Raw genomic sequence first — 25657 nt, 5'->3', positions numbered from 1 at the left:
CGCGTGCCGCCCTCGCTGGCACACGTGAGGCGTCCCCGGTCAGCGGGCCAGCTCGGTGCGCCACGCGGCGGTCGAGCGGTCTGCCGGCACGATCAGCGGCCAGACGTCCGAGCCCAGGTAGGCGGACTCGTCGCTGGCGCGAGCCGCGGTGCAGCTGTCGCGGGAAAGCCCGTGCTCAGCGGCCAGCGCGGACACGGCGGCCGCGGTCGCCTTGCCGAACACGCCGTCGGTGGGCACGCCGAACCCGGCGGCGCGCAGGAACCGTTGCGCGGTCATCACCCGCGGCCCGGTGTCACCCGGTTTGAGCAACGGCCACTCCGGTGCGTCAAGACGCGCGACGGACAGGCCGAGCTGCTGGCCGACCGCCTTGCGCAGCTCCGGGAGCCGGTCGTAGAGCACCTGGCCGCAGCACTCGGTCGAGTTGAAATCGCGGTGGCCCTTGATGAACTCGGGCGTGATGCCGTATTGGTGCGCGATGTAGGCGATCAGCTGCACGAGCGAATCCCACAGCGCGACCGGCACGTCGACCGTGCTGTAGAGGCCCTCGTTCTCGATGCCGAGGCATTCGCTGTTGTGGTTCGCGACGTTCGCGCCCTGCACGTGCTGCGTCCCGCCGCGCAGGATTTCGAGGCTGCGGTGCCGCCCCTCGGTGACGAAGCCGCCGCGGCTGTTCGTGAACTGCTGGCCGGTGTCGATCCAGCCGCGGGTGTCCATGTGGAAGTTCTGGATGTCCCGCGAGATCTGCAGCGCGTGCGCCAGCGAGTAGTCGGTGTTGTTGCCCGGATCGACGGTGTGGTGCACCACGATGTACGTCGGCTTGTGGTTCTCCACCACGATCGCGCCCGACGCGGGCCGGGCGTTCCACTCGGCTGTCGAATGGATGACCGGAGCGGTGACCGCCGCAGCGGATTTTGCCGTGGCAAAGCCCAGCGCGCCCACGGCAGTGACGGTGAGGCCGCCCTTCAAGACGGCACGACGCGATGCTTCCCCCATGCGGAACTCCTCAGCCCGGAAGTGCGACGGGGGAAAGCTAACCCGGCGCCCCGGGGGTGACAACTTTTTGCCGACTTTCGTCGTAGTGCGTCAGTGTTCCCCGGGAAGCGCGAACAGCCCGTCGCGGGTTTGCTCCAGCAGACCGTCCACGAGCAGCGAATCCAGGCACCGGTCGCGCTGGCCCGATTCGTGCCACACGAGGTCCAGCCGCGCCTTCTCGACCGGCCCCTCGGCGCCGCGCAGAACGTCCAGCAGCAGCCCGCGCACCTGCCGGTCGGTGCCGGCGAACTTCTGCACCGGCTTGGCCGGACCGGCGTATTCGGGACGGCCGTTGTGCTGCCACTTGCATTCGGCGTAAATCGGGCAGTCCGCGCACTTCGGCGACCGGGCGGTACAGATCAGCGCGCCCAGCTCCATCAACGCCGCGGACAGCTTCGCCGCAGGCGCGTCCTCGGCGGGCAGCAACGCTTCGACGTCCGCCATGTCGCGAGTATTCGACGCCGGGCCCGCGTCGCCCGCGCCATGCACGGCACGCGCGACGACGCGTCGGACGTTGGTGTCGACGACGGGCGCGCGCTTGCCGTACGCGAACGCCGCGACCGCGCGCGCCGTGTACGCGCCGATGCCGGGCAACGCGAGCAGCGTGTCCACATCGGACGGCACGACGTCGCCGTGCTCCTGAGCGATGACGGTGGCGGCGGCGTGCAGCCGAAGCGCGCGACGCGGGTAGCCGAGCTTGCCCCACGCGCGCACGACCTCGCCGGTGGTCTCCGCGGCCAGCGCCGAGGGCACCGGCCAGCGAGCCATCCACTCCAGCCAGATCGGCTGGACGCGCGAGACCGGCGTCTGCTGCAGCATGATTTCGCTGACCAGCACGCCCCACGCCGAGCAGTCCGGCTCCCGCCAGGGCAGGTCCCGGCCGACGTCGGCGAACCACTCGATCAGAACATCGGTGTCTACTGCCACCCCGCCATTGAATACGACGGCCCTTACTTGACCTCGGTCAGGCTCCCGGCCTTCACGTCGTAGATGAATCCGCGCACGTTGTCGTTGTGCAGGAGGAAGTCGCTGCGCCGGGCGCGCTCCATCGAGGTGCGCACGCTGTCCTCGACCTTGCGGAACGCCTCGACCGCCCAGGTCGGCCGCAGCCCGGTCGCGGTCTCCAGTTCGTCCTTGAACTCGTCCTCGGTGACCGTGGAGAGGCCGCAGTCGGTGTGCTGGACGATGAGCACCTCGCGGGTGCCGAGCTTGCGCTGGCTGAGCGCGAGCGACCGGATCATGTCGTCGGTGACCACCCCGCCCGCGTTGCGCAGCACGTGCGCCTCACCCTGCAGCAGGCCGAAGATCTCGAACACCCGGATCCGGGCGTCCATGCAGGTGAGGATCGACACCTGCAGCGACGGCTTGGGGGAGGACCGGTCGCCGGGAACGATGTTCCCGATTTCCTGATTACGCTTGAGCAGCACGTCGATGGAGGTCATGGGGCACCTTTCGGCCTGCGCGGGCGGTTCCCACTATGGAACCGGCCCGGCCCCGCGTACACAATGCGGTGGGCCGGAAATCACGGCAAAGGCTGGGGTGAACCGCTCAGCCGCCGAACCAGGGCTCCTCGACCGTCCGCGGCGGCGCCGACGTCCTCCCGACCCGCAGCTCGGTCGGCAGCGTGATCACCTTCGGCCCGACCCGCTCGGCGGAGCTGAGCAGCAGCCGTCCGGCCACCTTGCCCTTCTCCAGCACCGGCTGATGCACCGTCGTGAGGCCGGAGCGTTCCGCCTCGGCGATGCCGTCGAACCCGGTCACCGTGAGGTCGAGCGGCACCCGCAGCCCGCGTCGCGCGGCCTCGGCCAGCGCGCCGAGCGCGAGGATGTCCGACGTGCACACCAGGGCGGTGACCTGCGGATACGCGTCCAGGAGCTGGCGTGCGGCAGAGGCGCCGTCGTCCACCGTGTGGTCGAAGCGCTCGACCACCGGGACGGTCGCCCAGTCGACGCCCGCCGAGGAAAACGCCGTCGCCAGCGCCTCCAGCCGGGTGCGCTGCACGTGGAAGTGCGCGCCGCTCTGGCGTTCGGAAGTCACGAAGTCGTCGTTGCGCTCGCGGCCGAGCCGCATGCAGAGAACGCCGATCTGCCGGTGGCCCAGCGCCACGAGGTGGTCGGCGAGCTGGGTGACGGCGGCCGCGTCGTCCGGGCCGACGCGGTCCACGCCCTCGATGCGGGGCTGGTCGATGATCACCGTCGGCACGGGCCGTTCCAAGACGGCCGCGAGATGCGGATCGTCGTCCGGCACGGAGTAGACGACGAACCCGTCCACGCCCGCGCGGTGCACCGCGGCGAGATCCTCGCGACCAGGGCTGGCCGGCACGAGGTGCAGGCCGACGCCCGCGTCCTCGCAGGCCAGCGCGAGTCCTTCGAGCACGCCGACGGCGGCCGGGTCACGGAAGGCGTAGGAGAGGTTCTCGGTCAGCAGCAGCCCGACCGCGCCCGCCTTGCGGGTGCGCAGCGAGCGCGCGACCGGGTCCGGGCCGGGGTAGCCGAGCCGCCGCGCGGTCTCGAGCACCCTGCGGCGCAGTTCGGGGGAGAGCTGATCCGGGCGGTTGTAGGCGTTGGACACGGTGGTCCTGGACACCCCGAGTTCCGCCGCGAGCGACGCCAATGTCGCCTGCCTCCGGGTGCGAATAGGACGGCCCATCCGCAAACCGTAACGGTTCAGATCGTTTTCCAGAAGCGACACCCCTGTGGTGAGCGTCTCGATCCGCTCGGTGATCAAGAGCGCGTGCGGCCACCCGGTGGAGTGAGGCTCGCCGTTCGGATGGGGTAAAGTGAATCTGACAACGGTTTCCATTAGCAGTTCGACCCAGGAGTGCCCGATGACTTCCCGCCGCACCACGAGCGTCCTCGCCGCCGCGTCGGCCTTGGCTGTGTTCGCGCTCGGCGCGTGCTCCAGCACGTCGTCCTCGTCCGGTTCCGGGGCGGGAGGGGGCACGGGCGACCAGGTGAAGGTCGTCGCCTCCACCGATGTCTGGGGCAGCGTCGCGTCCGCCGTCGGAGGCGACAAAGTGCAGGTCACGTCGATCATTCACGATCCATCGGCTGACCCGCACTCGTACGAATCGACCGCCGACGACGCGCTCGCCGCCAAGAAGGCGCAGCTGACGCTGGCGAACGGCGGCGGGTACGACGAGTTCTTCACCAAGCTCTCCGGCGAGGCGGCCTCGGCGAAGAAACTGGTCGCCTACGACATCGCCAAGCCGGGCGAGGAGAACGAGCACGTCTGGTACGACCTGCCGGGCGTCGCGAAGGTCGCCGACCAGGTCGCGGCCGCGCTCGGCGAGATCCAGCCCGCGTCGAAGCAGAAGTTCGACGAGAACGCCAAGACCTTCAAGGGCCAGCTCGACGGCCTGATCAAGAAGGCGTCCGCGCTGGGCACCGCGCACCCGGACACGAAGGTCGTCGTCACCGAACCCGTCGCGCACTACCTGCTGAAGACCGCGAACATCGCCGACGCCACCCCGAAGGCCTTCTCCGACGCGATCGAGAACGAGACCGACGTGCCCGCCGCGGCGGTCTCCGAGTTCACCAAGCTGATCAAGGAGAAGCAGGTGAAGGCGCTGGTCAACAACGTGCAGACGGTCACCCCGCTGACCAAGCAGGCGGTCGCCGACGCGAAGGCGTCCGGGGTCGCGGTGGTCGACGTATCCGAGACGCTCCCGGCGAACGTCACGGGCTACATTGACTGGATGACCAAGGATGTGGACTCGCTGTCGGGGGCTCTGAACAGCTGATGTCCGTCCAGCTTCCGGAAGCCGGTCCCGCGGTCCGCGTGCGCGGGGCCGGGCTCGCCTTCGGCGACCGCACCCTCTGGTCCGGTTTGGACCTCGATGTCGAGCCGGGCGAATTCCTGGCCGTCCTCGGTCCGAACGGTTCCGGCAAGAGCAGCTTCCTCAAGGCGCTGCTGGGGATGCAGTCGCTGTCGGCGGGCACGGTGGAAATCGCGGGCGGGCGTCCGGGAGGGGCGAACCGCAAGGTCGGCTACATCCCGCAGCAGCGCGCGATCGACGATTCGCTCACGCTGCGCGGCGTCGACCTGGTCGGGCTGGGACTCGATGGGCACCGCTGGGGTCCAGGCCTGGCCGGAATGCGGGCACGGAAACGCCGAGTGGCGTCAGTAATCGAATCCGTCGGCGGCACGCGCTACGCGAAACAGCCAGTCGGCCGCTTGTCCGGCGGCGAGCAGCAACGACTGCGGGTGGCACAGGCATTGGTCGGCGACCCGACGGTTCTGCTGTGCGACGAACCGCTGCTGTCGCTCGACCTGGCACACCAGCGCGCGGTCAGCGAACTGATCGACGCGCGCCGGCGCGAGGCCGGGTCCGCGGTGCTGTTCGTGACCCACGAGATCAACCCGGTCCTGCAGTTCGTCGACCGCGTGCTGTACCTGGTGAACGGCCAGTTCCGGATCGGCAAGCCGGACGAGGTGATGACCTCGGAGACGCTGTCGGATCTGTACGGAACGAAGATCGAGGTGCTGCGCGTCGGCGGGCAGATTCACATCGCCGGTGCGCAGAGCGCGCTGTGCGAGGACGAACCGCATCACCACGAGCAGGAAGCAGTGGGCTGAGCCTTGGACGGCATGTTCGACTTCGCCAAGACGTGGGAGCTGATTTCGGAACTGGACAGCGTCCGCATCGCCCTGATCGCGGCCGCGGTGCTCGGCTTGCTGGCCGGGGTGCTCGGCCCGCTGATCGTGATGCGCCGCATGTCCTTCGCGGTGCACGGCACGTCCGAACTGGCCTTCACCGGCGCGGCCGGTGCCCTGTTACTGGGTGTCGGAGTGGAATACGGCGCACTGGCCGGTGCTGTCGCCGCCGCGCTGTTGCTGGGAATCCTGGGAATCCGCGACGCCGACCGCGATTCGGTGATCGGCGTGATCCTGTCCTTCGGCTTGGGCATGGGCGTCCTGCTGCTGTCGTTCTACAAAGGACGGTCAGCGAACAAGTTCGGCATTCTCACCGGCCAGATCATCACCGTGGACAGCACGAACCTGACCGCATTGGTGATCTCCGCCGCGGCCGTGCTCGCGGTGCTGGCGATGATCTACCGCCCGCTCCTGTTCGCCAGCGTCGACCGCTCGGTGGCCGAGGCGCGCGGGGTCCCGGTCAAGACGCTGACGGTGCTGTTTTCCCTGCTGGTCGGTGTCGCGACGGCGCTGAGCGTGCAGGTGGTCGGGTCGCTCCTGGTGGTCGCCCTGATGGTGACCCCCGCCGCGGCCGCCGCCCGGGTGACGGCCAGCCCCTTGCGCGCCACGGTGCTGTCGGTGGTGTTCGCGGAGGTCGCCGCACTGGGCGGGATCGTCTTGTCGCTGGCTCCGGGGCTGCCGGTGAGTGCGTTCGTGACTTCGATTTCGTTCTTGATTTATCTGGTGTGCCGGGTGATCGCGTGGGTCCGCGACCGCCGACGCGGAGTGCGGACTAGTCCAGTGGAAGCGGCCCCGGTTCCGGTCGGTTAGCCGTAGACGGTCACCTGCTGGCGAGTGACGGTGGGCTTTTCGACCTGATCGAGGACAGCGGTCGCGAGGTCCGCGTAGGACAACGGGATCGACGCTGCTTGAGGATCGAGCACGTCTCCGCGAAGGCGGTACTCGCCGGTCGCGGGTGCTTCGAGCGACAACCCGGGCGGCGGTGTGATGACTAGCCAATCCACCTTTGTAGTTTCCTGCCAGGAGGCCAGGCCGTTCATCCGTGCTTCGGCGAAGGGACGCAAGGAAGCGGGAAAGGCTGTGGGGTCTTCGTACACTCGGCCGCTGGCGGTGCGCAGAGTCGCGGCGAGTCCGATTTCGATCACCCTGGATTCGCGCGCGACCTGAGCGAGGTTCCTGACTAGGCGCACGTAGTAATCGGGGTCGAAGTCGGCGAACGATTCGGGCGGGGCAGTAAACGGTGTCACCGCGTTCACCAGTCCCGCGACCTTGCCTGGCACCACGCTCGAGACGCTGTCCGAGTCGGTCAGATCGCCCGCGACGACGGCAAGCCCGGCTCGGCCGCCAGCGCCGAAAACCACGAGCGGGCTGTTTCGCTGTTCGGGCACCATGAGCTGGACGGTATCCACGGGAAACTGGTTACTTCAACGAAACCGGAGGCTGGCGAGATGGCTGCCGACGCTCGGATGGACCCGGCGTGCCCGATGGCCGCCTTCCCCTTCCACGTCGGCGGAAAGTGGACCGGAATGGTCGTCGTCGCACTGCTGGACGGCCCACGCCGCTTCAGCGACCTGAAGCAAACCCTGGGCGCCAGCAGCGCCAAAGTCCTGACCGAAACCCTTCGCGACATGGCCCGCGACGGCCTCATCACCCGCACCGATCACCAGGCCAACCCGCCCCACGTCACCTACGAGCTGACCGCACTCGGCCGCAGCCTCTTGCCGGTCATCGACGCCATGCGCGAGTGGAGCGACCAGCACCTAGCCGCACTCCTGGCACACCGCCAAGCCAGTCCGTCCGCTACCGGATCGGATGCTGAGCCAACGCCGTCTTCACCGCCGCGATAAAGCCCTCATCCGTAAACGGCACCAACCCGCCAGCCACATTCCGCTCCACCGCCTGCAGCACCACCACGTGCGAGTTCACGAACTGGTCCACCGCCTGCGACTGCGGCGTCTTGTCCGTCGAATACGCCAAATACGTGAGGTTCGTGAACGCCGCCTCCAGATACCGCGACGACGCGAGGCTGAACGAGTCCCCGTAAACCAGCGTCGGCTGGTCGATCGTGCCGACGATCGGCGGGGCCGAGCGGTGCACCGGCTGGTCGATGCTGCCGATGAATTCCCCCGCGCGGTCGGTGACGCCGTCCGGGCGCAGGTTGTAGCGGGTGTTCGTCTTGACGCCGGTTTGGCCGAGCAGCAGCGGCAGGTCCGCGACCGCGTCGTACTGGCCGTCCGGGGCGCTCAGCCAGCTGTTCGTCGCGCCCGGCTTGATCGTGTCGGCGAGGGCGCGCGTGAGGACGAGGCCTCCTTCGTCGCGCCAGTGCGTGTCGTTGGGGGCGTAGATCGGGTGGCCGACCCTGGCCGCTTCGGCGGCGAGTTGCGGGCGCAGGTCGAGCGAGTGGCCTTCGGTGGTGATCTTGTACCAGTCGTTCGGCGAGGCGGCCTGCGAACATTCCTTGCCCGGGTAACTCGCGGGCAGGAACTGCGGCACCATCGTCGTCTTGTCCGGCGTCACCACGAACACGAACTTCCGCCCGGAGGCTTCGACCGCCGCGCGCAGTTCGTCGATCCGCTTCATCGTGGTGTCGATGTCCTGGGTCGGCGTGCACTTCGCTTCGGAGTCGTAGCCGTAGTACAGCCAGCCGTCGGTGCCCTGCACGACCTTGCGGTATCCGGCCTGGCTGGAACCCGGTCCGCTCGGCGTCGACGGGCCGGTGTTCGGCGCGCCGGGCTGCTGCAGCGGCGGAGCCGGGATCGGGCCGGAGTTCGACGCGGAACCCTGGTCGAGCGGAGCGGCCTCGCCGAAGACGCCCTCGCTGATCCCGTTCGCCGCGTTGATCGCGCCGGCCCGGAACGACAGCTGGTCGGTCGCCCATTTGGGGAGGTTGGTGAAGAACTTGAAGCCTTCGCCAAGGCTGGGGAACCCGGCGAGCTTGTGGTTTTCGATCTCGCTCGGCCGGACCCCGACGACCCACAGCAGGGTCGGCGTCACGAAGAACAACAGGGCGCTGACCAGCGCGGTCAGCTGCCGTTTGCCGTGCCGCGGGCGATGCAGCGCGTGCTCGCGGGGCAGGTAGGCCTCGTGGACTGCGGGCAGCTGCGGTGGCTCGGACACGTCACTGAGGTTAGCCAGTTCGAGTGAGCCCGGCGCGAACAACCGCCGAAAAGTCAGCCGAGCATGAGGAGGACTTGCAACTCGCCGACGAGGAACCCGATCACGCCGCCGACCGCGATCAGCTTCCACTCGTCCTGCCGGAACGCCGGCCGCAGCAAGCCCTCGAACTCCAGCGGCGTCAGCGCGAGCATCCGCTGCTCCACCATCTTCGCCACGTCCATCGCCTCGGTCAGGTACCCCTCGGCGTACCGCGCGGTCAACGGCATCTCGGCCAGCGCCCGCTGCGCCGCGGCGTGCTTCATCTCCTGCAGCCGCTGCGCCCCGACGGCGAGCGCGACCACCGGTTTCGCGGCGCTGACCTGCGCGTCCACCGCGTGCCCGACAGCGCGTTCGACCATCGCCACGAGCCGGTCCGACTTCGGGCCGCGCAGCAGGGCGTCGAGCAGATTCGGGACGGTCAGCACCTCGTTGGCGACCAGCTCGCCGTACTGCCGGGCGACCTCGGCGCGCCGCCGCTGGAACTTGCCTTGCAGGATGACCCGGCCCAGCCGCACCGGCTCGCGCGGCAGGAAGATCATCTTGATCGCCAGCCAGTCGGTGAACAGCCCGATCGCGCCGCCGAAGATCGGCAGCACCAGCGGCTGCCGGGTGAACGCCCACACCAGGGCCTGGACCAGGCCGAGCACGAAGCCGAAGACGATCCCGGCGCGCGCGATGAACGTCATCTCCGGCCGGGACGTCTCGCGGATCAGCCGGACCAGCAGCGCGCGGTCGCGGGTGAGCCGTTCGACGGTCATGTGCCGGACGTCGAGGACCTCGTCCAGGTTGTCGCGGACCTCGTCCAGGAACTCCCGCACCAGCTGCGGCGTGCTGGCCTGCACCTGCTTGATCAGCAGTTCCTGGGCGAGCGTGGGCATGACCTCCCACAGCCGCGGATGATGCTGTTCGAGCACGTCGCGGGCGATCCCGTCGACCGCGCGCAGCAGCGGCTGCTCGAGTTCGCGGGTGATGATCACCGGGTCGACGCGGGCGAAGACCTCCTCGATGTCGAGCAGGTTCGCGGTGAGCAGGTCGGTCGCGATCGCGGCCATCCGGCCGCCGTGCTTCGGCACCACGCCCTGCCAGCCGAGGAACGGCCGGATGCCGACGAATTCGAGCGGACGGAACATCATCTCGATCGCGACGCGTTTGGTGACGTAGCCGATCAGCGCGGCGACGAACAGCATCGAGACGTACACCGGCCAGTGCCGCGCGAGGTCGTCCAGCACCGCGTTCACCGGGTCTCCCTCCCCCGTTCCGGAAGGAAACCGTATCGCGTGCGCGGGCTAACCGAGGAGCAGCAACGCCTGCAGTTCGCCGACGAGCCCGCCGATCACCGCGCCGACCGCGATCAGCTTCCATTCGTCCTGCCGGAACGCGGGCCGCAGCAGCTGCTCGAACTCGAGCGGGCTGAGCCGGCGCATCCGGTCCACGATCGTGTTGCGGACGTCGAGCGCGTTGATCGCGTACGTCTCCGCGTGCCGGATCGTGTCCGGCACTCGCTCGGCGGCCTTCGCGGCGGCGACCTGCTTCATTTCCTGGAACCGCTTCGTGCCGACCGCGATCGCGACGAACGGCTTCACGACGCTCGCCTGCGCGTCGATCGTCTTCTGCACCTCGCGGCTGATCAGTGAGAACAGCCGGTCCGATTTCGGCCCGCGCAGCACGGCTTCCAGCAGATTCGGCACGGTGATGATCTCGCGCGCGATCATGTCGCCGTAATCGGCGGCCACCTCGTCGCGGCGCTTCTGGAACACGCCCTGCCAGTTGTAGAAGCCGAAGAACCGTTTCGGCTCGCGCGGCAGGAAGATCATTTTGAGCGCGAGCCAGTCGGTCAGCCAGCCGATTCCGAGCCCGAACAGCGGCAGCACGATCGGCGACTTCGTCAGCGACCACACCAGCAGCTGCACGCAGCCGAGAATGAACCCGAACCAGAGGCCCGAGCGCGCGATGAACCGCATTTCCGGCCGCGAGATGTCGCGGATCAGCCGGTTGAGCAAAGCCTTGTCGCGCACCAGGTTCGTGACGACCATGTGCTTGAGGTCGAGCACGTCCTCGATGTTCTGGGAAATCTCGCGCATGATCTTCGTGATCGCGCGCGGGGCCTCGGCCTGCACGCGTTTCAGCAGCAGTTGCTGCGCGCCGGACGGCAGCATTTCCCACAGCCGCGGCTGGTAGGTCTCCATCACCTCGCGGGTGACGTCCTCGACCACGCGCAGCAGCGGCTGTTCGATCTCCTTCGCGACCTGCTCCGGGTCGAGCCGGGCGAAGATCTCCTTTGGATCGACGAGGTTGGTGGTGAGCATTTCGGTCGCGGTCGTCGCCATCCGCTCGGCGTTCGCGGGCAGCACGCCCTGCCAGCCGAGGAAGGGCCGCAGGCCGACGAATTCGAGCGGCCGGAACATCATCTCGATGGCGACGCGCTTGGTGACGTAGCCGATCAGCGCCGCGATGAACGGCATGGAGACGTACACCGGCCAGTGCTCGGCGAATGTGTGCACGCGCGTCCCCTCCGTGTTGCCTACGGAACGGTAACCCGCGCACTAGTGGAGCAAGAGCAGCACCTGCAGTTCGCCGACGAGGCCGCCGATGACCGCGCCGACCGCGATCAGTTTCCATTCGTCCTGTTTGAACGCCGGCCGGAGAATGCCCTCGAACTCCAGAGGCGTCAGCTGCTGCATCTTCTCGACGATGGTGTTGCGGACGTCGAGCGCGTCGGTCGCGTAACTCTCGACGTGCTTCACGGTCTCCGGCAGATACGCGATGGCCTTCTCCGCCGCGGCCTGCTTCATCTGCTGGTACTCGCGCCCGCCGACCGCCAGGGCGACCAGCGGTTTCGCCAGGCCCGCCTGCGCGTCGACGGTCCGCTGGACCTCCCGCGTGACGAGCGCGAACAGCTTGTCCGCCCGCGGTCCGGTGAGGACGGCTTCCAGCACGTTCCCCGCGGTGAGGACTTCCTCCGCGATCAACGCGCCGTAGTCCGCGGCGACCTGTGCGCGGCGTTTCTGGAACATGCCCTGCCAGGTGAAGAACAAGAACCGGCGCGGCTGGCGAGGGTAGAAGATCATTTTGAGCGCGAGCCAGTCCGTGACGAAGCCCGTGACGAAACCGAAGATCGGCATGATCACCGGTTGTTTCGTGAACGCCCACGCGATGAGCTGGACGAGCCCGATGACGAATCCGAAGCCGATTCCGCTGCGCGCGATGAACCGGAACTCGGGCGCGGCGACCTCGCGGATCAGCCGGCAGGTGAGCGATTTGTCCCGGACCATGGCGTTGATCAGCATGTCGTTGACGTCGAGCACTTCGTCCACATTCGACGCCACTTCCCGCATCAGCCGCTTCACGACGACGGGCGCCTGCGCGCGGACGCGGTCCACCAGCAGTTGCTGCGCGCGTGCGGGCAGCATTTCCCACAACCGCGGCTGGTAGGTCTCGAACACCTCGCGGGTGACCTCGTCGACCGCCTTCAGCAGCGGTTCTTCCAGCTGCGCGACCATTTCCTCCGGGTCGAGCCGGGCGAAGACCTCGCGTGGGTCGAGGAGGTTTTTGGTCAGCAGGTCGACCGCGGTGGTGGCCATCCGCCGGGAGTTGGCCGGGATGACGCCCTGCCAGCCGAGGAAGGGCCGGATGCCGCGGAACTCGAGCGGCCGGAACATCATCTCGATCGCGACGCGTTTCGTCAGGTAGCCGATGAGCGCCGCGATGAACGGCATGGTCGCGTACACGTGCCAGTGCGCGGCCAGGTCGGCGGCGATGGCTGAAAGGTCCATGCGTCTGCCCCGTTCGCCCGCGCGGTACGTCGGGGGACAGGATGCCATGCGTGACGTCGGGTTTCGCGCTTCGTAATACAGCCGTTTGGCGGTACGTGCCGCAGGTGCCCGGATCACTAAGGTGGCCCGATGGTCGCGCCCGAGAAGCCGCAGCACCCCGCCTTTGCTGTTACCCGGAAGGGATACGACCCGCACCAGGTCGACACCCGCATCGCCCAGCTGACCAGCGAACTCAAGACGACCTCCCACGGCCGCGACGAGGCGGTGGCCACCGCTGGCGAACTCACGAAGGCCCTGACGACAGCCCAGTCGGAGCTGTCCGAGGCGAAGGCCGCACTGGTCCGAGTCACCTCAAGCCCGGCCGGTGCCGGCGCGATCTCCGAGCGCGTGCGGATGATGGTGCAGCTGGCCGAGGAGGAAATCGCCGACCTGCGCCGCTCCGCGGAAGCGGACGCGTCCTCGACGCGTACTGAAGCGGACCGCTACGCCCACGAAACCCAACGGGCAGCGGACAAAGCGGCCAAAGAAGCGGAAGCAGAACGCCAGCGTTTGCTAGCGGAGACCCACGCCGACTTGGCCGCGCGCTCGGAAGCCCTGGACGCCCGCGTCGCGGCTGCGGAGCAGGACCTGGCTGCGCGACAAGCGGATCTGGAGTCCCGGATCGCCGCCGCGGAAGCGGACATCGCGAGCCGGACGGCCGCAGCGGACGAGGAGATCGCGACCCGCCTGGCGGACTTGGAAGCGCGACTGAAGGCAGGAAACGAAGACATCGCGACGCGGACTGCGGCTGCCGATGAGGACATCGCAAGCCGGACGGCCGCAGCCGATTCGGATATCGCGACCCGCACCGCGGCAGCCGATGAGGACATTTCCACGCGCACCGCAGCGGCGAACGAAGACATCGCCACTCGGACCGCCGCGGCTGATTCGGAGATCGCGACCCGCCTAGCCGCCGCAGAAGAAGACATCGCGACGCGCACCGCCGCCGCCGACGCGGATATCGCCACCCGCACCGCAGCGGCCAACGAGGACATCACCACCCGCACGGCTGCGGCCGACGCCGAAATCGCGTCCCGCACCGAAGCCGCCGACCGCGCCCGCGCCGAGGCAGACCAGGCCTCCGCAGCAGCCCGCGCCGAAGCCGATCAGGCTGCCTTGACTGCCCGCACCCAGGCCGACGAGGCGGCCGCCGAAGCCCGTGCCAAGGCGGATGCGGAAGCCCAGCACGCCCGCCTAGCCGCCGACGCCGAAGCCCGCCGCATCCGCGACGAGAAGGACGCCGAAGCCCTCCGCATCCGCACCGAAGCCGACGAAGCCGCCGCCCAGGCCCGCGCCGAGGCAGACGCCGCAGCCGAAGCCGCCCGCCAAGCCGCCGACGAGGAATCCACCCGACGCCGCGCCGAAGCCGACGCCGCTGCCGAAGCGGCCGCCGCCCAAGCCCGAGCCGAGGCCGACCGTCGAGCGTCGGAAGAGATCGCCATCAAGAAGGCGCAGGCAGAGACTGCCCTCGCCGACGCTCTCCAAAAGCAAACCGAAGCCACCGAATCGCGCACCCTGGCCCTGGACTTGCGCACCAAGGTCGCGGACCGGATCGCTGCGACCAACGAAGCTGTCCAGGAGGCGTTGCGCTTCCTCGGGTCGCAGGAAGAGGACGCCGCTTCCGCTCCGCCGCAAGCTTCCGCCTCGTCGCCGACTTCCGCTTCTCGGCAAGGCTCCGCTCCGTCGCCGACGGATGCTCCTTCCGGAACTGCCGCGCCGGGGCAGACCTCGACGTCTTCATCGGCTGACGCACCTTCCCAGCCATCAACCACGTCACCGACCGACGCCCCCTCAGCAACCGGCTCGTCCGCACCGGCTTTGCCCCAGCCGACCCCGCGCCCAGACACCCAGTCGCCCGCGGGGCCGCAACAAACGGCCAAGTCCTCCGAACCGCCGACCCCTCGCAGCAACGGCAACGGCCGCCGCCCCGGCCGCCCGCGCGCAGGTCGCAGCTAACCGCCTCGACCGCACCGTCGGAGCCACCCCAGCCGTCTCGACTAGCCCAACTCGCGAGCGACCGGGCTGGCTCGCCCGCGCCCTTGCCCTTGGCTCTGGCCCGCCAGTTTGCTGGCGTGGTCGGGTTGGTTCGGCGTCGGCGTCGGCGTGCGAGTTTGCTGGCGTGGTCGGGTTGCTTCGGCTTCGGTCTGCGAGTGTGCTGACTTCGCCGCGCTGCCTCGGCTTCGGCGTGCGGGTCTGCTGGTGTGATGGCGCTGGCACGGCTTCGGCGTGCGAATCTGCTGACTTCGCCGGGCTGGTTCGGCTCCGACGTGCGGGCCTGCTGGCGTGGCCGGGTTGGCTCGGCCACGGCTGCGAATCCGCTGGCTTCGCCGTTCTAGCTCGGTCTCGGCCTGCAGACCTGTTGACTTCGCCACTCTGATGGCTCGTTCAGTTGCCGGTCGCGCAAGGCTCCGAGCTCGCTGCTCTCGTCGGCGGTTGGGCTAGCTCGTCCGCGACGAGAATTGCCAGGTTTGCTGGCCGGACTGCCAGACCGGCCAGCGCCTGCCAGGCACTCGACCTGCCTCGTCCTAAACCATCCGGCTGCCTAGCCGCCCAACGCAGCCCGCCGATCGGATCCAAGTCCCAGTCAGCCGCGCAAAAGTCCCCAGCAGCATCACCCCGCCGCCACGGTGAACAGTTCGTCGTCGATCCAGCCACGATCCCGCAGCTCTCGGCAAAACCGTTGGTACGAAGCCAACATCGCCGCCGACTCACCCGGCACGGGCTCAATCAACGACCCCACCGGCGTTCCCTTGCACACCGCACTCAGCCCACCCGACGTGCACCCCGCCGCCGCGAGGAGTGCTGCGCCGTAGCCTGTTTCTGCTTGCGGTGCGACTTGCAACCCAAGCCCGCTCACCGTGGCCCGGATCTGCGTCCACAAAGGACTCTTGCTGCCACCGCCCGCCGCTAGGAGTGGTTCACGGACCGGGACGCCCAGACGTCGCAAATGGTCCAGGGCGAGTCGTTCCAGGAAGGCGACCCCTTCCAATCGTGCCCGATGCAGTTCGACGTCGTCGGTTGGAGTGCCGAGGACGAAACCCTCGGCGTCACCATGGGCGAAGGGAAAACGTTCTCCCTTGCGCCGCAACGGGAAAGCCACGACCTCGGCCGGACCGCGCGCAGCAGCGGCGGCATCCAACTCGGCTAGCCGCGGACTGTCCGAAACGGACTCGCCGCCAGTGTTCGACGCACCGCCTGGCAGCCACCAGCCGTCTGGATGGCGGTGGCTGTACATGACTCCGGTGGGATCCGGCACGAGCGATTCCGTAACACCCTTCAGGACATAGGTGGTTCCGAGGATTCCCACAAATCGCTCTGGTTCGACCGCGCCTGCGGCGAGTTGTCCCGCGCATCCGTCTGTCATGCCTGCCACCACGAGACATCCGGCAGGCAACCCGGCGACCGGCACCGAGATTTCGCCGAGCACGCTCGTCGGCGCGACCACCGGCGGCAGCATTCCGTCTGGCACGCCCAGACCGGCGAATACCTCGGACGGCCATTCTTCAGCCAACGGGTCGTAACCGCTTTTGAGTGCGTGCGACCAATCCGCCGCGACTGGATGTCCGGTCAGTTTCGCCGCGATCATCTCCGGTGTGTGCCGGACGGCGACCGCCTCGGTATGCTCGGCCAGCCAGGCGATCCGGCCGAGTGCCGCGGTCGGCGAGACGCTCGAACCCAGTTTCTGCCACCGTCCGGCGCCGAGTTCGACGGCTTTCGCGTTGTAATCCGCTCCGCGCCGGTCGTCGTACATCAACGCGGGCGTCACCGGTTCGCCCGCGGCGTCGACTCCGACGATCGTTCCGGATGTCGCCGCGATCGCCACCGCCGAGACTTCCGCGCCGCGGCCGGGCAGCGCGGCCGTGACCTCGTTCAGCACCGAACCGACCGCGGGCCACCACGCCGACGGATCCTGTTCGCTGCGGCCACCGCCCGCGCGCACCGGCGCCGGCAGCGACGCCGATGCGGTGGCGAGGACCGAGCCGTCGCGCACCGCGAAGGCGCGAACCCCCGCGGTGGCGACGTCGATGCCGACCGAGACTGGCTCGTTCACGCCGTGCTGACCCTTTCTTCGACATCTTGCAAGCTGCCGTCGCTCGCGAGTGCCTTCTCGGTTTCCTCAGGCAGCTTCAGGAATCGCACCAGCACCGCGGCCACCAGATACAGCGCGGCGAAGATGATGACGACTCCGGCGGCACCGGCCGGTCCGAGAAACAGCGACACGATCGCCGGTCCGACGAACGCCGCCGCGCCCGCGCCGAGGTTCAGCAGGGCCATCGCGCCGCCCTTGTGCTCCGGGGCCAGCGACGGCAGCAGCGCGGAGATCGGCACGAACCCGGCGAGCGTCGCACCGTAGAGCGCGCCGACGATCAGCGCGAGCCAGTAGTACTGCGAGCCCATCGCGACCGGCACGAAGTACAGCAGCAGGATCGAGATTGCACAGCCGATCGCGCCGAACCAGAAAATCGTGGTGCGCCAGCCGATCCGGTCGCTCAGCACGCCGAAGATCAGGTTGAAGAAGATGTTCGTCCCGTAGATCACCGACACAAGCAGCAGCCAGCGGCTTTCCCCGAATCCGATCTGGGAGATGAAGATCGTCGGGAAGAACACGAGCATGCCGAACTCGGGTGCGGTGTTGATGACCCGCACGATCATGCCGACGCCGACCCGCGGCTTCTTCCACGCGATCGAGACGCTGGAAACGAGGCTCTGCACCGGTTTCACGTCCGGCGGCGCGAGCCTGCGGTACCCCGTGCGCTGCCGGACGCCGAACACCGCCACGATCCCGCCGACGCCGAGCAGCACGACCGCCACCCACAGCGTGCCGTAGTGGCCGAACAGCGGATTGGTGAAGCTGGCGACGAGCGCGCCGAGCGTGGGCAGTCCGCCGGTGAAGGCGAAGTAGAACCAGCCGACCGCCGCGCCGAGCCGGGCGACCGGGGCTACCGCGGTGATCCACACCAGGAACCCGAACGCGAACATCGGATAGCCGAATCCGCGGATGCCGTAGCAGATCAGCATCGCCGCGTAGTTCCCGCCGGCGAGGCCGATCGTCAGGAACAGCGCGTCGAACACCAGCCAGATGACCAGGCCGATGATCATGACCCGCCGCGGGCCCCACAGTTCGGACAGTGCGCCCGACAGCCACGACGCGAGCATCACCGCGACGCCGTACACGGTGATCACGTACGACGCCTTGATTTCCGTACCCGCGCCGTTGTCCGCCATGTACGGCGCGATGAAACCGGATTCCACTCCGTCGCCGATCATGAACAGGAGCAGTCCGACATACCCGAGGAACAGGGGTGCGGGCAGCCCCCATTTCGTGAGCAAGCGCCCGAAGCCCGACTTGGGCAACTCCGCTGTTGCCGACTCGTTCATACACGCCTCCATGACGTCGAGATCCAACGTATCATGGACTGTGTGAACTTCGCACGCAAGAGTGTTATGAAGTCGATCAGTTCTCAGGGTCTTCGGCGACCTGCACCTCGACCCGGCTGCGCATCTCGTCGACGTAGTGCGGATCGGCACCCTCGTCCACGATCAGCAGGTCGTAGTCGTCCAGCGGCGCGAGCCGGTGCAGTGCCGTGCGCTTCATCTTGCTGTGGTCCATCAGCAGCACCTTGTGCCGCGCGGCGGCCAGCATGGCCCGCTTGATCATCACGATCTCGGGCTCCTGGTGGAAGCTCATCGACGTGCTCATCGCCGAGGTGGACACGAACGCGATGTCCACCGAGAGCCGTTCGATCGACTCGATGCTCTGCATGCCGAGGAACGAATCGTGGGTGGGCGAGTAGTCGCCGCCGATGCAGATCAGCCGCAGTTCGTGCACGTTCTTGAGCACGTCGATCGCGGCGAGGTAGTTCGTGGCCACGGTCAGCGGCGTCACTTCGACCAGGAGCCTGGCCAGCGCGAGCGCGCTGGTGGAATCGTCGAGCAGCACCGACATGCCCGGCTCGACCTGCTCCACCGCGTGCATCGCGATCACCCGTTTGGCGTCGACGTGCGCGTTCATCCGGTATTCGGCGTTGCTCTCGAACACCGTCGACGGCATCGCCGAGACCCCGCCGCGGTACTTGCGGACCAGGCCGCGCCGGGACAGTTCGTCGATGTCCCGGTGCACCGTCATCATGCTGACGCCGAGCAGGTCGACGAGCTCGCCGATGGTCGCCGAACCCTGCCGGAACACGTGCTCGGTCAGCTTCTGCTGACGGTTCTCGCGGGGATGGGCGGCAGGCTTTTCGCTCGACATGCCGTGATTATCGCGGTTCCACTGGGAGGTTGAAGCGCACCAGGGCAGTTCGGTCACCACTCACCTCCAGTTCGGTGACGGCCGCGTTGTCCAGGCGCGGAAACACGCTGCGGTAGCGGGACAGCGGGATGCCGAGCAGCTCGCAGAGGGTGAGCCGCAACAGCGTGTTGTGCGCGACGACCAGTGCGGTTCCGCTGGTCGCGGCGGCAATCGAGCGGAGCGCGCGGGCCCCGCGCCTGGCCGCTGCGGCCGGATCGTCGGCGTCGGGGAACGCGCCGGCGATCGGATCGGCGAGGAAGCGTTTGACCGCGTCGGGATCGGTCTCGCGCACCTCGTCGCGGGTGCGGCCCTCGGCGATGCCGAAATAGGTCTCCCGCAGGTCGGGGACGATTTCCGGGACCAGGTTGAGTGCCTCGGCCGCCGGTTCGATCGTGTGCCGGGCACGTCGTTGCGGCGAACAGAACAGCGCGTCCGGTTTCACCCGGCGGGCGTACGCGGCCAGCGCGTCCGCCTGGCGGATCCCCTCCTCGGTCAGCGCTACCTCACTGGTGCCCGCGTAGCGGTTCTCCGCGTGCCATTCGGTCTGCCCGTGCCTGGCGAGCAGCAGCCGTGCACCCACTCGTGCCCTCCTTGTGTGAACACCCTTGCGAACTTCTCATCGTCGCTGTTAACTTAACATTGCTCGTGTGAAGCGGGCTCGCTCTCTGAAGGGATCTGGTGGATGACTCTCGACGCGGTGGTGTTCGACCTCGACGGTGTCCTGGTGGAAAGTGAACACCTCTGGGAGGAGAACTGGGTCGCTTTCGCAGCTCGTCACCAGGTCGAGTGGACGGCGGAGGACACGGCCTCGGTGCAAGGCATGAGCGCGCCCGAATGGGCCTGCTATCTCGCCCGGCGGTGCGGGGTGCCGGACCAGGCGGACGAGGTGGAACGCGCGGTGGTTGACGGCATGATCGCCTCGATCGACGCGGGCGAAGCGCCGCTGCTCCCCGGTGCGGGTGCGATGGTGCGTGAGGTCAGTGAGCGGGTCCCGGTCGCGCTCGCGTCGTCGGCGGCCCGCCGGGTGATCGACGCGGTGCTCGAAAAGCATCAGCTCACCGGCGAGTTCACCGCCACGGTGTCCAGCGCCGAGGTCGCGCGGGGCAAGCCGAATCCGGACGTGTACCTGGAGGCGGCGGCCCGGCTCGGCAAATCGGGCAGCGAATGCCTCGGGGTCGAGGACTCCAGCAACGGCATCCGGGCGGCGGCCGCGGCCGGGCTCACCGTGATCGCGCTGCCCAACCCGACGTACCCGCCGAAGCCGGACGCGCTGGAGCTGGCCAGCGCGGTGGCCGAGAGCAATGACGACGTCCGACTGAAGCTCCTGGCCTACCTGGCCGGCGAGCCGGTGGCTGCGAGGGACTGAACCATGACCACCTTGGGTTCCCCGGACACGTTCAAGCGGCAGTGGCTCGACGGGTTCGTCACCGCGTACGGCCGCACGGTCCAGAAGGTGCCGGACGCCTACGGCGTCGTCCGCCGCGAGGCCCCGGCGAGCTCGAAGGTCGCGGTCGTGATCGGCGGCGGATGCGGGCACTACCCGGCGTTCGCCGGTCTCGTCGGCCCTGGGCTGGCCGACGGCGCGGTCGTCGGCGACGTGTTCACGAGCCCGAGTGCCGAGCAGGTCTACCGCACGGCTCGGGCGGCGGACAACGGTGCCGGCGTGCTCTTCGGTTTCGGCAACTACCAAGGCGATGTGCTCCACTTCGGACTCGCCGCTCGCAGGCTGGCGGCGGAGGGCATCCCGAGCCGCACCATCCTGGTCACCGACGACATCGCGAGCGGCCCGGCGACCGAACCGGAGCGGCGGCGCGGCGTGGCGGGCGATTTCCTCGTCTTCAAGATCGCCGGGGCGGCGGCGGAGCGCGGCTACAGCCTCGACGCGGTGTACGAGGTCGCGGCGAAGGCGAACGCTCGCACGCGGACCTTCGGCGTCGCGTTCGGCGGTTGCACGCTGCCCGGCGCGGACATGCCCCTGTTCACGGTCGCGGACCAGGAAATGGAGCTGGGCCTCGGAATTCACGGCGAACCGGGCGTCCGCACGGTGGGCCGGTTGTCCGCGGCGGAACTGGCCGACGAATTGGTCGACGGCCTCCTGCCGGAGCTTCCGGAAGGGGACGGCCGCGTGGTTGTCCTGGTGAACGGGCTCGGCCGCACCAAATACGAGGAAATGTTCGTCACCTACACCCGCGTGCACGAACGGCTCGCCGAGGCCGGGCTCAGTCCGGTGCATTCCGAGGTCGGGGAGTTCGTCACCTCGCTCGACATGGCCGGCGTTTCGCTGTCGATCCTGGTGCTGGACGACGAATTGGCCGAGTTGTACGCCGCGCCGTGCGATACCCCGGGCTACCGCACCAGCGGTGCCGAGCTGACCGCGGTCGATCTTGAGTCCACAGTGGACGAATTGCTGACCGAGGAGGCTCCGGGGACCAGCGTGGTCGACCGGGTTCTCACCGCGGCTCTGCGCAGCATCGAGGAAAACGAAGCGGAACTGGGCAGGCTCGACGCGGTGGCCGCGGACGGAGACCACGGGCTCGGCATGACGCGCGGGATGCGCGCCGCCGTCGCTGCCGCGCGGCGCGAGCCGGACACGGTTTCCGGTGCGCTGCTGGCTGCCGGTACGGCGTTCGCCGATGCGGCTGGCGGTGCCTCGGGCGCGTTGTACGGCGTGCTGCTGGCGGAGACCGGTGCCGGTCTGCGCGGTGTCGATGCCGGGGACATCACCACGGCAATGCTCGCCGACGCGGTCGACGGTGCGGTGCGCGCGTTCTGCGAGCTGGGCAAGGCCGAACTGGGCGACAAGACAATGCTCGACGCGATCGAGCCGTTCCGGGCGACGCTGCGGGAGCAGTCGGGCTCGGAAGTAGTGCAAGCCTGGCGGAAAGCCGCTGGAGCCGCGGTCGTAGCCGCGCAGGAGACCGCGCACTTGCGTCCGGCGAAGGGACGCGCGGCGCGGCTGGCGCAACGGAGCGAGGGTCATTCGGACCCGGGTGCGGTGTCGTTCTCGCTGCTGGTCACTGCAGTCGGCGAGGAGCTGGAAAGGAGCGCGGACTGATGCGCATCGTGGTAGCGGCGGACAACGCCGGGGTCGAACTGAAGAATCAGCTGCGCGACCTGCTGCAGGCCGACGAACGAGTCGCCGAGGTGACCGACCTCGGCGTGCCCGACGCGGCGGACGACCGGGCGTACCCGTTGCTGGGGCTGGCCGCGGCGGAAGCCATCGCTCGCGGCGAAGCGGACCGCGGCGTCCTGGTGTGCGGCACCGGCATCGGCATGGCGATCTCGGCGAACAAGGTGCCCGGCGTGCGGGCGACGGTCGCGCACGATTCGTACTCCGCCGAGCGGTCGATCAAATCGAACGACTGCCAGGTGATCACCTTCGGAGCGCGCGCGATCGGCCCTGAGGTGGCGAAGAAGATCGTGGCCGAATGGGTCGGGTACCGCTTCGATCCCGCGTCGGCCAGCGCGACCAAGGTCGCGCACATCACCGAATACGAGAACGCCCACTGACCAAGGCGTCCGTCGTGGCGCACAATCGGCACAGAGCGAGTGAGGGAGCAGAGTTGCACATTCTCGCTGCGGGAGACCACTTCGTCAGCCCCGGCCTGCTGGCCGGAGCCGTCCGCGCGGAACTCGGCGGCGGCCACGAGGTCGCCGAGCTGACGCTGCCGTGGCCGGTCGAGCCGTTCGGGCCGGTCGGCAACGTGCTGGAGGCGAGCGGTACCGAAGACCAGGTGATCGAGGCACTCGCCGGTGCCGAGGCCGTCGTCACGCAGATGGCCCCGTTCACCAAGAAGGTCTTCGCCGCCGCGCCGGAGCTCAAGCTCGTGTCGGTGTGCCGCGGCGGGCCGGTGAACGTCGACCTCGTCGCCGCCACCGAGGCCGGAGTCGCCGTCACGTACGCGCCGGGACGCAACGCGGGCGCGGCGGCCGAGTTCGCGGTCGGCATGATCCTCGCCGCGATGCGGCGGATCTCGACCTCCTCGGCTGAACTGCTCGCCGGCACCTGGCGTGGCGACTACTACGCCTACGACCAGGCCGGGCTGGAGCTGGGCGGCACCACGGTCGGGCTCGTCGGCTACGGCGCGATCGGGTCGCGGGTCACGAAGGTGCTCGTCGCGTTCGGGGCGAACGTCCTGGTAGCCGACCCCTATGCCGACCGTGCCGCGGTGGCAGCCGATGGCGCGCAGCTCGTCGAGCTTGACGAACTGCTCCGGCAGAGCCGAGTCGTGAGCCTTCATGCGCGGCTCACCGAGGAAACCCGGCACCTGATCGACGCGAGCAAACTCGCTCTCCTGCCGGAGGGCGCGGTCCTCGTGAACACCGCTCGCGGTGGCCTGCTCGACTACGCGCCGCTGCCCGACGCCCTGCGTTCCGGACGGCTCGGAGCGCTCGCCCTCGACGTTTACGATGTCGAACCGCCGCCGGCGGATTGGGCGCTGCGCGACGCGCCCAACGTCATCGCGACCCCGCATCTCGCCGGCGCGAGCAGGCAGACCGCCGAGCGAGCGGCAGCGATCGTCGCCGCGGAAGTCGGCCGGTACGCCCGCGGCGAGCAGCTGGCCAACCTCGCGAATCCCGAGGTACTGGAGCGGCGGCCGTGATTGTCGGGGTCGACATCGGGACGTCGCTCACCAAAGCCGTGGTGTTCGACGAGGACGGCAGCTCCATCGCGAGCGCGTGCACGCCGTCCGAGGTGCACCACCTGTCGGGCGGCCGGGTCGAGCAGGATCTCGACCAGGTCGTCGGCACGGTCGTGAAGGTGGTGCGCGAGGTCGCGGCCGCGCTGCCCGAGCCGGTGTCCGCGCTGGCCTTGACCGGACAGGGCGACGGGCTCTGGCTCCGCGACGAAGCGGGTACCGCGGTGCACCCGGCCATCTCGTGGCTCGACGGCCGGGCGAACACGGTGCTTGCGAAATGGCAGGCCGACGGCGTCACCGCGGAAGTCTTCCGGCGCACCGGTTCCGGCATGTTCCCTGGCTGCACCGCGGCCATCATGTCCTATTTGGACACCCATGAACCCGAGGTGCTCGACCGTGCCGCCGTGGCCGGGTACTGCGTGGACGCGGTGTTGCAGCGGCTCACCGGCGAGATCACGGTCGACGTCTCGGACGCGTCGCTGCCGTTCCTGAACCCGGCCACCCGCAGCTACGACGACGGTGCGATCGAAGCCTGCGGGCTGGGACATCGCCGGTCGTTGTTCGCGAAACCAGCCCCGGCGAAGTCCGTGTTCCGGCTCGACCGGCGCGGTGCCGAACTGCTCGGGCTGCCGGTCGGATTGCCAGTCACCGCAGGGCCGTTCGACCTGCCAGCCAGCGCGATCGGTGCTGGCGTACGGAAACCCGGCGACGGCATCCTCACCGCCGGGACCACGCTCGCCTGTCAGGTGCTCACCTCCGACCCGACGTTCGATCCCGAAGCTGAACCCGCGGGCATGTTCCTGTGCACGCCCGATGAGCACGAGTACCTGCACGCAATGCCCGCGATGGTCGGCACGGCAGGCATCGATTGGGCTTGCCAGTTGCTGGGCATCAGCGTCGAGGAAATCGACCCGTTGCTGGCGAACAGCAAGCCGGGCGCTCGCGGGGTGCGCGCATTGCCGTTCCTTTCGGTATCGGGGGAACGCGCGCCGTTCGTCGACGCCGGAGCACGCGCACAGTTCTCCGGGCTGAGCCTCGAAACCGGCCGGGCCGACCTGGTCCGGGCGCTGTGCGAGTCGATCGCTTACGCCGCAAGGCATTGCTTTGACGCCGCCGGTCTGTCGGGGCAGCTCTACGCCTGTGGCGGAGGAGTCCGTTCGCCCGAATGGCTGCAGATTTTCGCCGATGTCCTCGGCCGTCCGGTCGTGATCCCGAGCGATCCCGGCGTCGGCGCGCGCGGTGCCGTGCTCACCGCCGCGGACGCGCTCGGAACGCCGTACGATCGGGATCGCTGGGCCGCGAACGCGCGAACGGTCGAGGCCCGGCCCGAAAATGTGGCTGACTACGAGCGCGGTTACGCCGACTACCAGGCTTCCCTGTCTGCCGCGCGCGGACTGTGGAGGCTGTGAATGATCCTGGAGAACGAGCGTGCCGCGGTCTGCGAGTACGCCCGCCGCCTGACCGCGGACGGCTTGGTCGTCGGCACCTCAGGCAACGTGTCGGCGCGGGCGGGCGACCTGGTCGCGGTAACCCCGACCGGCGTTGACTACGCCGCCCTCACTCCCGCCGACATTCCCGTGGTGGACCTCGACGGCAAGATCGCCGACGGCGCGCTGAAGCCGACGAGCGAACTCCCGATGCACCTGGCCGTGTACACCCGCGCCACCGACCCGGAATCCGCCCCGGTGAACGCGGTCGTGCACACGCATTCGGTGCACGCCACCGCAGTGTCCACTTTGGTCACCGAAGTCCCGCCGATCCACTACATGCTCGCGGCAATCGGCCCGACGGCTCGAGTCGCGCCATACGCGACCTACGGCACCACCGAACTTGCCGACGCGATGCTGCAAGCCCTGGACGATCGCCGAGGCTGCCTCCTGGCCAACCACGGCACGATCACCTATGGCGACTCGCTGGGGAGTGCGTACAGCCGGGCGCAGCAACTGGAATGGGTTTGCCAGGTGTGGCTGACGGCTCGATCCGCCGGTACTCCGACTCTGTTGCCGCCAGCGGAAATCGAGCACGTGGTGGAGAAGCTCAAGGGATACGGCCAGCGATGACCGGCTAGGGCG

24 protein-coding genes are annotated in these 25657 nt (G+C 68.8%); 11 read left to right on the top strand and 13 right to left on the bottom strand.

Annotation, left to right across the window (positions count from 1 at the left end; all coding sequences use genetic code 11):
• Positions 1 to 39: 39 nt before the first annotated feature.
• The 4 genes from EIZ44_RS10725 to EIZ44_RS10710 form a co-directional block, all read right to left on the bottom strand.
• Positions 40 to 993: a peptidoglycan recognition protein family protein gene (locus EIZ44_RS10725; protein WP_134728460.1), complete on the bottom strand. Its 954-nt coding sequence runs from the start codon at positions 991 to 993 to the stop codon at positions 40 to 42.
• A 90-nt stretch (positions 994 to 1083) separates the two neighbouring features.
• The gene (locus EIZ44_RS10720) at positions 1084 to 1959 is read right to left on the bottom strand and encodes an iron-sulfur binding domain-containing protein (RefSeq protein ID WP_037808207.1); all 876 of its coding nucleotides are present in this window, start codon (positions 1957 to 1959) and stop codon (positions 1084 to 1086) included.
• Positions 1960 to 1982: 23 nt separating this feature from the next.
• Positions 1983 to 2474, bottom strand: a complete 492-nt coding sequence (locus EIZ44_RS10715) for a beta-class carbonic anhydrase (RefSeq protein ID WP_134728459.1) — start codon at positions 2472 to 2474, stop codon at positions 1983 to 1985.
• Positions 2475 to 2580: 106 nt separating this feature from the next.
• Complete coding sequence (locus EIZ44_RS10710; protein ID WP_037809317.1) at positions 2581 to 3681, bottom strand: LacI family DNA-binding transcriptional regulator; 1101 nt, start codon at positions 3679 to 3681, stop codon at positions 2581 to 2583.
• A 178-nt stretch (positions 3682 to 3859) separates the two neighbouring features.
• Between EIZ44_RS10710 and EIZ44_RS10705 the strand changes: the two genes are divergently transcribed.
• From EIZ44_RS10705 to EIZ44_RS10695, 3 genes are read left to right on the top strand one after another with little or no spacing between them, the layout of a single operon-like run.
• The gene (locus EIZ44_RS10705; RefSeq protein ID WP_043827170.1) at positions 3860 to 4774 is read left to right on the top strand and encodes a metal ABC transporter solute-binding protein, Zn/Mn family; all 915 of its coding nucleotides are present in this window, start codon (positions 3860 to 3862) and stop codon (positions 4772 to 4774) included.
• Complete coding sequence (locus tag EIZ44_RS10700; RefSeq protein WP_037808198.1) at positions 4774 to 5610, top strand: metal ABC transporter ATP-binding protein; 837 nt, start codon at positions 4774 to 4776, stop codon at positions 5608 to 5610. The genes EIZ44_RS10705 and EIZ44_RS10700 overlap by 1 nt, the downstream gene beginning before the upstream one ends.
• Positions 5611 to 5613: 3 nt before the next feature.
• The gene (locus EIZ44_RS10695) at positions 5614 to 6498 is read left to right on the top strand and encodes a metal ABC transporter permease (RefSeq protein WP_037808196.1); all 885 of its coding nucleotides are present in this window, start codon (positions 5614 to 5616) and stop codon (positions 6496 to 6498) included.
• Here the strand turns inward: EIZ44_RS10695 and EIZ44_RS10690 are convergent.
• A complete protein-coding gene (locus EIZ44_RS10690) occupies positions 6495 to 7079 on the bottom strand; it encodes an NAD(P)-dependent oxidoreductase (RefSeq protein WP_134661971.1) in 585 nt (194 codons plus the stop codon). The two genes, EIZ44_RS10695 and EIZ44_RS10690, sit on opposite strands and share 4 nt — an antisense overlap.
• 57 nt (positions 7080 to 7136) lie before the next feature.
• Here EIZ44_RS10690 and EIZ44_RS10685 point away from each other — a divergent pair, with 57 nt between their 5' ends.
• A complete protein-coding gene (locus EIZ44_RS10685; protein WP_134728458.1) occupies positions 7137 to 7535 on the top strand; it encodes a winged helix-turn-helix transcriptional regulator in 399 nt (132 codons plus the stop codon).
• Here the strand turns inward: EIZ44_RS10685 and EIZ44_RS10680 are convergent.
• From EIZ44_RS10680 to EIZ44_RS10665, 4 genes are all read right to left on the bottom strand, one after another.
• Positions 7489 to 8805 (bottom strand): alginate O-acetyltransferase AlgX-related protein, encoded by a 1317-nt coding sequence (locus EIZ44_RS10680; RefSeq protein ID WP_037808193.1) that lies wholly within the window; start codon positions 8803 to 8805, stop codon positions 7489 to 7491. The genes EIZ44_RS10685 and EIZ44_RS10680 overlap by 47 nt on opposite strands.
• Positions 8806 to 8858: 53 nt before the next feature.
• Entirely contained in the window at positions 8859 to 10082 is a 1224-nt protein-coding gene (locus EIZ44_RS10675) for a DUF445 domain-containing protein (RefSeq protein ID WP_134728457.1), read from the bottom strand.
• Positions 10083 to 10130: 48 nt separating this feature from the next.
• Complete coding sequence (locus EIZ44_RS10670) at positions 10131 to 11306, bottom strand: DUF445 domain-containing protein (protein ID WP_051171477.1); 1176 nt, start codon at positions 11304 to 11306, stop codon at positions 10131 to 10133.
• 81 nt (positions 11307 to 11387) lie between these two features.
• The gene (locus EIZ44_RS10665; RefSeq protein ID WP_037808184.1) at positions 11388 to 12617 is read right to left on the bottom strand and encodes a DUF445 family protein; all 1230 of its coding nucleotides are present in this window, start codon (positions 12615 to 12617) and stop codon (positions 11388 to 11390) included.
• A gap of 129 nt (positions 12618 to 12746) precedes the next feature.
• Between EIZ44_RS10665 and EIZ44_RS10660 the strand changes: the two genes are divergently transcribed.
• Positions 12747 to 14612, top strand: a complete 1866-nt coding sequence (locus tag EIZ44_RS10660) for a coiled-coil domain-containing protein (RefSeq protein WP_134728456.1) — start codon at positions 12747 to 12749, stop codon at positions 14610 to 14612.
• A 655-nt stretch (positions 14613 to 15267) separates the two neighbouring features.
• Here EIZ44_RS10660 and EIZ44_RS10655 read toward each other — a convergent pair.
• The 4 genes from EIZ44_RS10655 to EIZ44_RS10640 all read right to left on the bottom strand — a co-directional run bounded on the left by EIZ44_RS10655 (position 15268) and on the right by EIZ44_RS10640 (position 19525).
• Entirely contained in the window at positions 15268 to 16707 is a 1440-nt protein-coding gene (locus EIZ44_RS10655; protein WP_134728455.1) for an FGGY-family carbohydrate kinase, read from the bottom strand.
• On the bottom strand, positions 16704 to 18035 hold the full coding sequence (locus EIZ44_RS10650; RefSeq protein WP_167754080.1) for an MFS transporter: 1332 nt from the start codon (positions 18033 to 18035) through the stop codon (positions 16704 to 16706). The genes EIZ44_RS10655 and EIZ44_RS10650 overlap by 4 nt, the downstream gene beginning before the upstream one ends.
• Positions 18036 to 18111: 76 nt before the next feature.
• Positions 18112 to 18906 (bottom strand): DeoR/GlpR family DNA-binding transcription regulator, encoded by a 795-nt coding sequence (locus EIZ44_RS10645; protein ID WP_037808176.1) that lies wholly within the window; start codon positions 18904 to 18906, stop codon positions 18112 to 18114.
• 7 nt (positions 18907 to 18913) lie between these two features.
• Positions 18914 to 19525, bottom strand: a complete 612-nt coding sequence (locus EIZ44_RS10640) for a histidine phosphatase family protein (protein ID WP_134661965.1) — start codon at positions 19523 to 19525, stop codon at positions 18914 to 18916.
• Positions 19526 to 19627: 102 nt separating this feature from the next.
• Here EIZ44_RS10640 and EIZ44_RS10635 point away from each other — a divergent pair, with 102 nt between their 5' ends.
• The 6 genes from EIZ44_RS10635 to EIZ44_RS10610 are packed head-to-tail and all read left to right on the top strand — an operon-like array spanning position 19628 to position 25645.
• Positions 19628 to 20311, top strand: a complete 684-nt coding sequence (locus EIZ44_RS10635) for an HAD family hydrolase (protein ID WP_134728454.1) — start codon at positions 19628 to 19630, stop codon at positions 20309 to 20311.
• 3 nt (positions 20312 to 20314) lie between these two features.
• The gene (locus EIZ44_RS10630) at positions 20315 to 22000 is read left to right on the top strand and encodes a dihydroxyacetone kinase family protein (RefSeq protein WP_134728453.1); all 1686 of its coding nucleotides are present in this window, start codon (positions 20315 to 20317) and stop codon (positions 21998 to 22000) included.
• Complete coding sequence (locus EIZ44_RS10625; protein ID WP_037808168.1) at positions 22000 to 22455, top strand: ribose-5-phosphate isomerase; 456 nt, start codon at positions 22000 to 22002, stop codon at positions 22453 to 22455. The genes EIZ44_RS10630 and EIZ44_RS10625 overlap by 1 nt, the downstream gene beginning before the upstream one ends.
• A 53-nt stretch (positions 22456 to 22508) precedes the next feature.
• Positions 22509 to 23549 carry a 2-hydroxyacid dehydrogenase gene (locus EIZ44_RS10620; RefSeq protein WP_134728452.1) on the top strand — a complete coding sequence of 347 codons (1041 nt, stop codon included), beginning with the start codon at positions 22509 to 22511 and terminating at the stop codon, positions 23547 to 23549.
• A complete protein-coding gene (locus EIZ44_RS10615) occupies positions 23546 to 24994 on the top strand; it encodes an FGGY-family carbohydrate kinase (RefSeq protein WP_134728451.1) in 1449 nt (482 codons plus the stop codon). Before EIZ44_RS10620 ends, EIZ44_RS10615 begins: the two co-directional genes overlap by 4 nt.
• Positions 24995 to 25645: a class II aldolase/adducin family protein gene (locus tag EIZ44_RS10610; protein WP_134728450.1), complete on the top strand. Its 651-nt coding sequence runs from the start codon at positions 24995 to 24997 to the stop codon at positions 25643 to 25645. It begins immediately after the preceding gene.
• The last annotated feature ends 12 nt before the right edge of the window (positions 25646 to 25657 follow it).

The sequence above is a fragment of the Amycolatopsis nivea genome, from assembly GCF_004522235.1.
Lineage (GTDB): Bacteria > Actinomycetota > Actinomycetes > Mycobacteriales > Pseudonocardiaceae > Amycolatopsis > Amycolatopsis nivea.
Note: the sequence above shows the minus strand (reverse complement) of the source record. Positions and strands in the feature narration are given on the sequence as shown.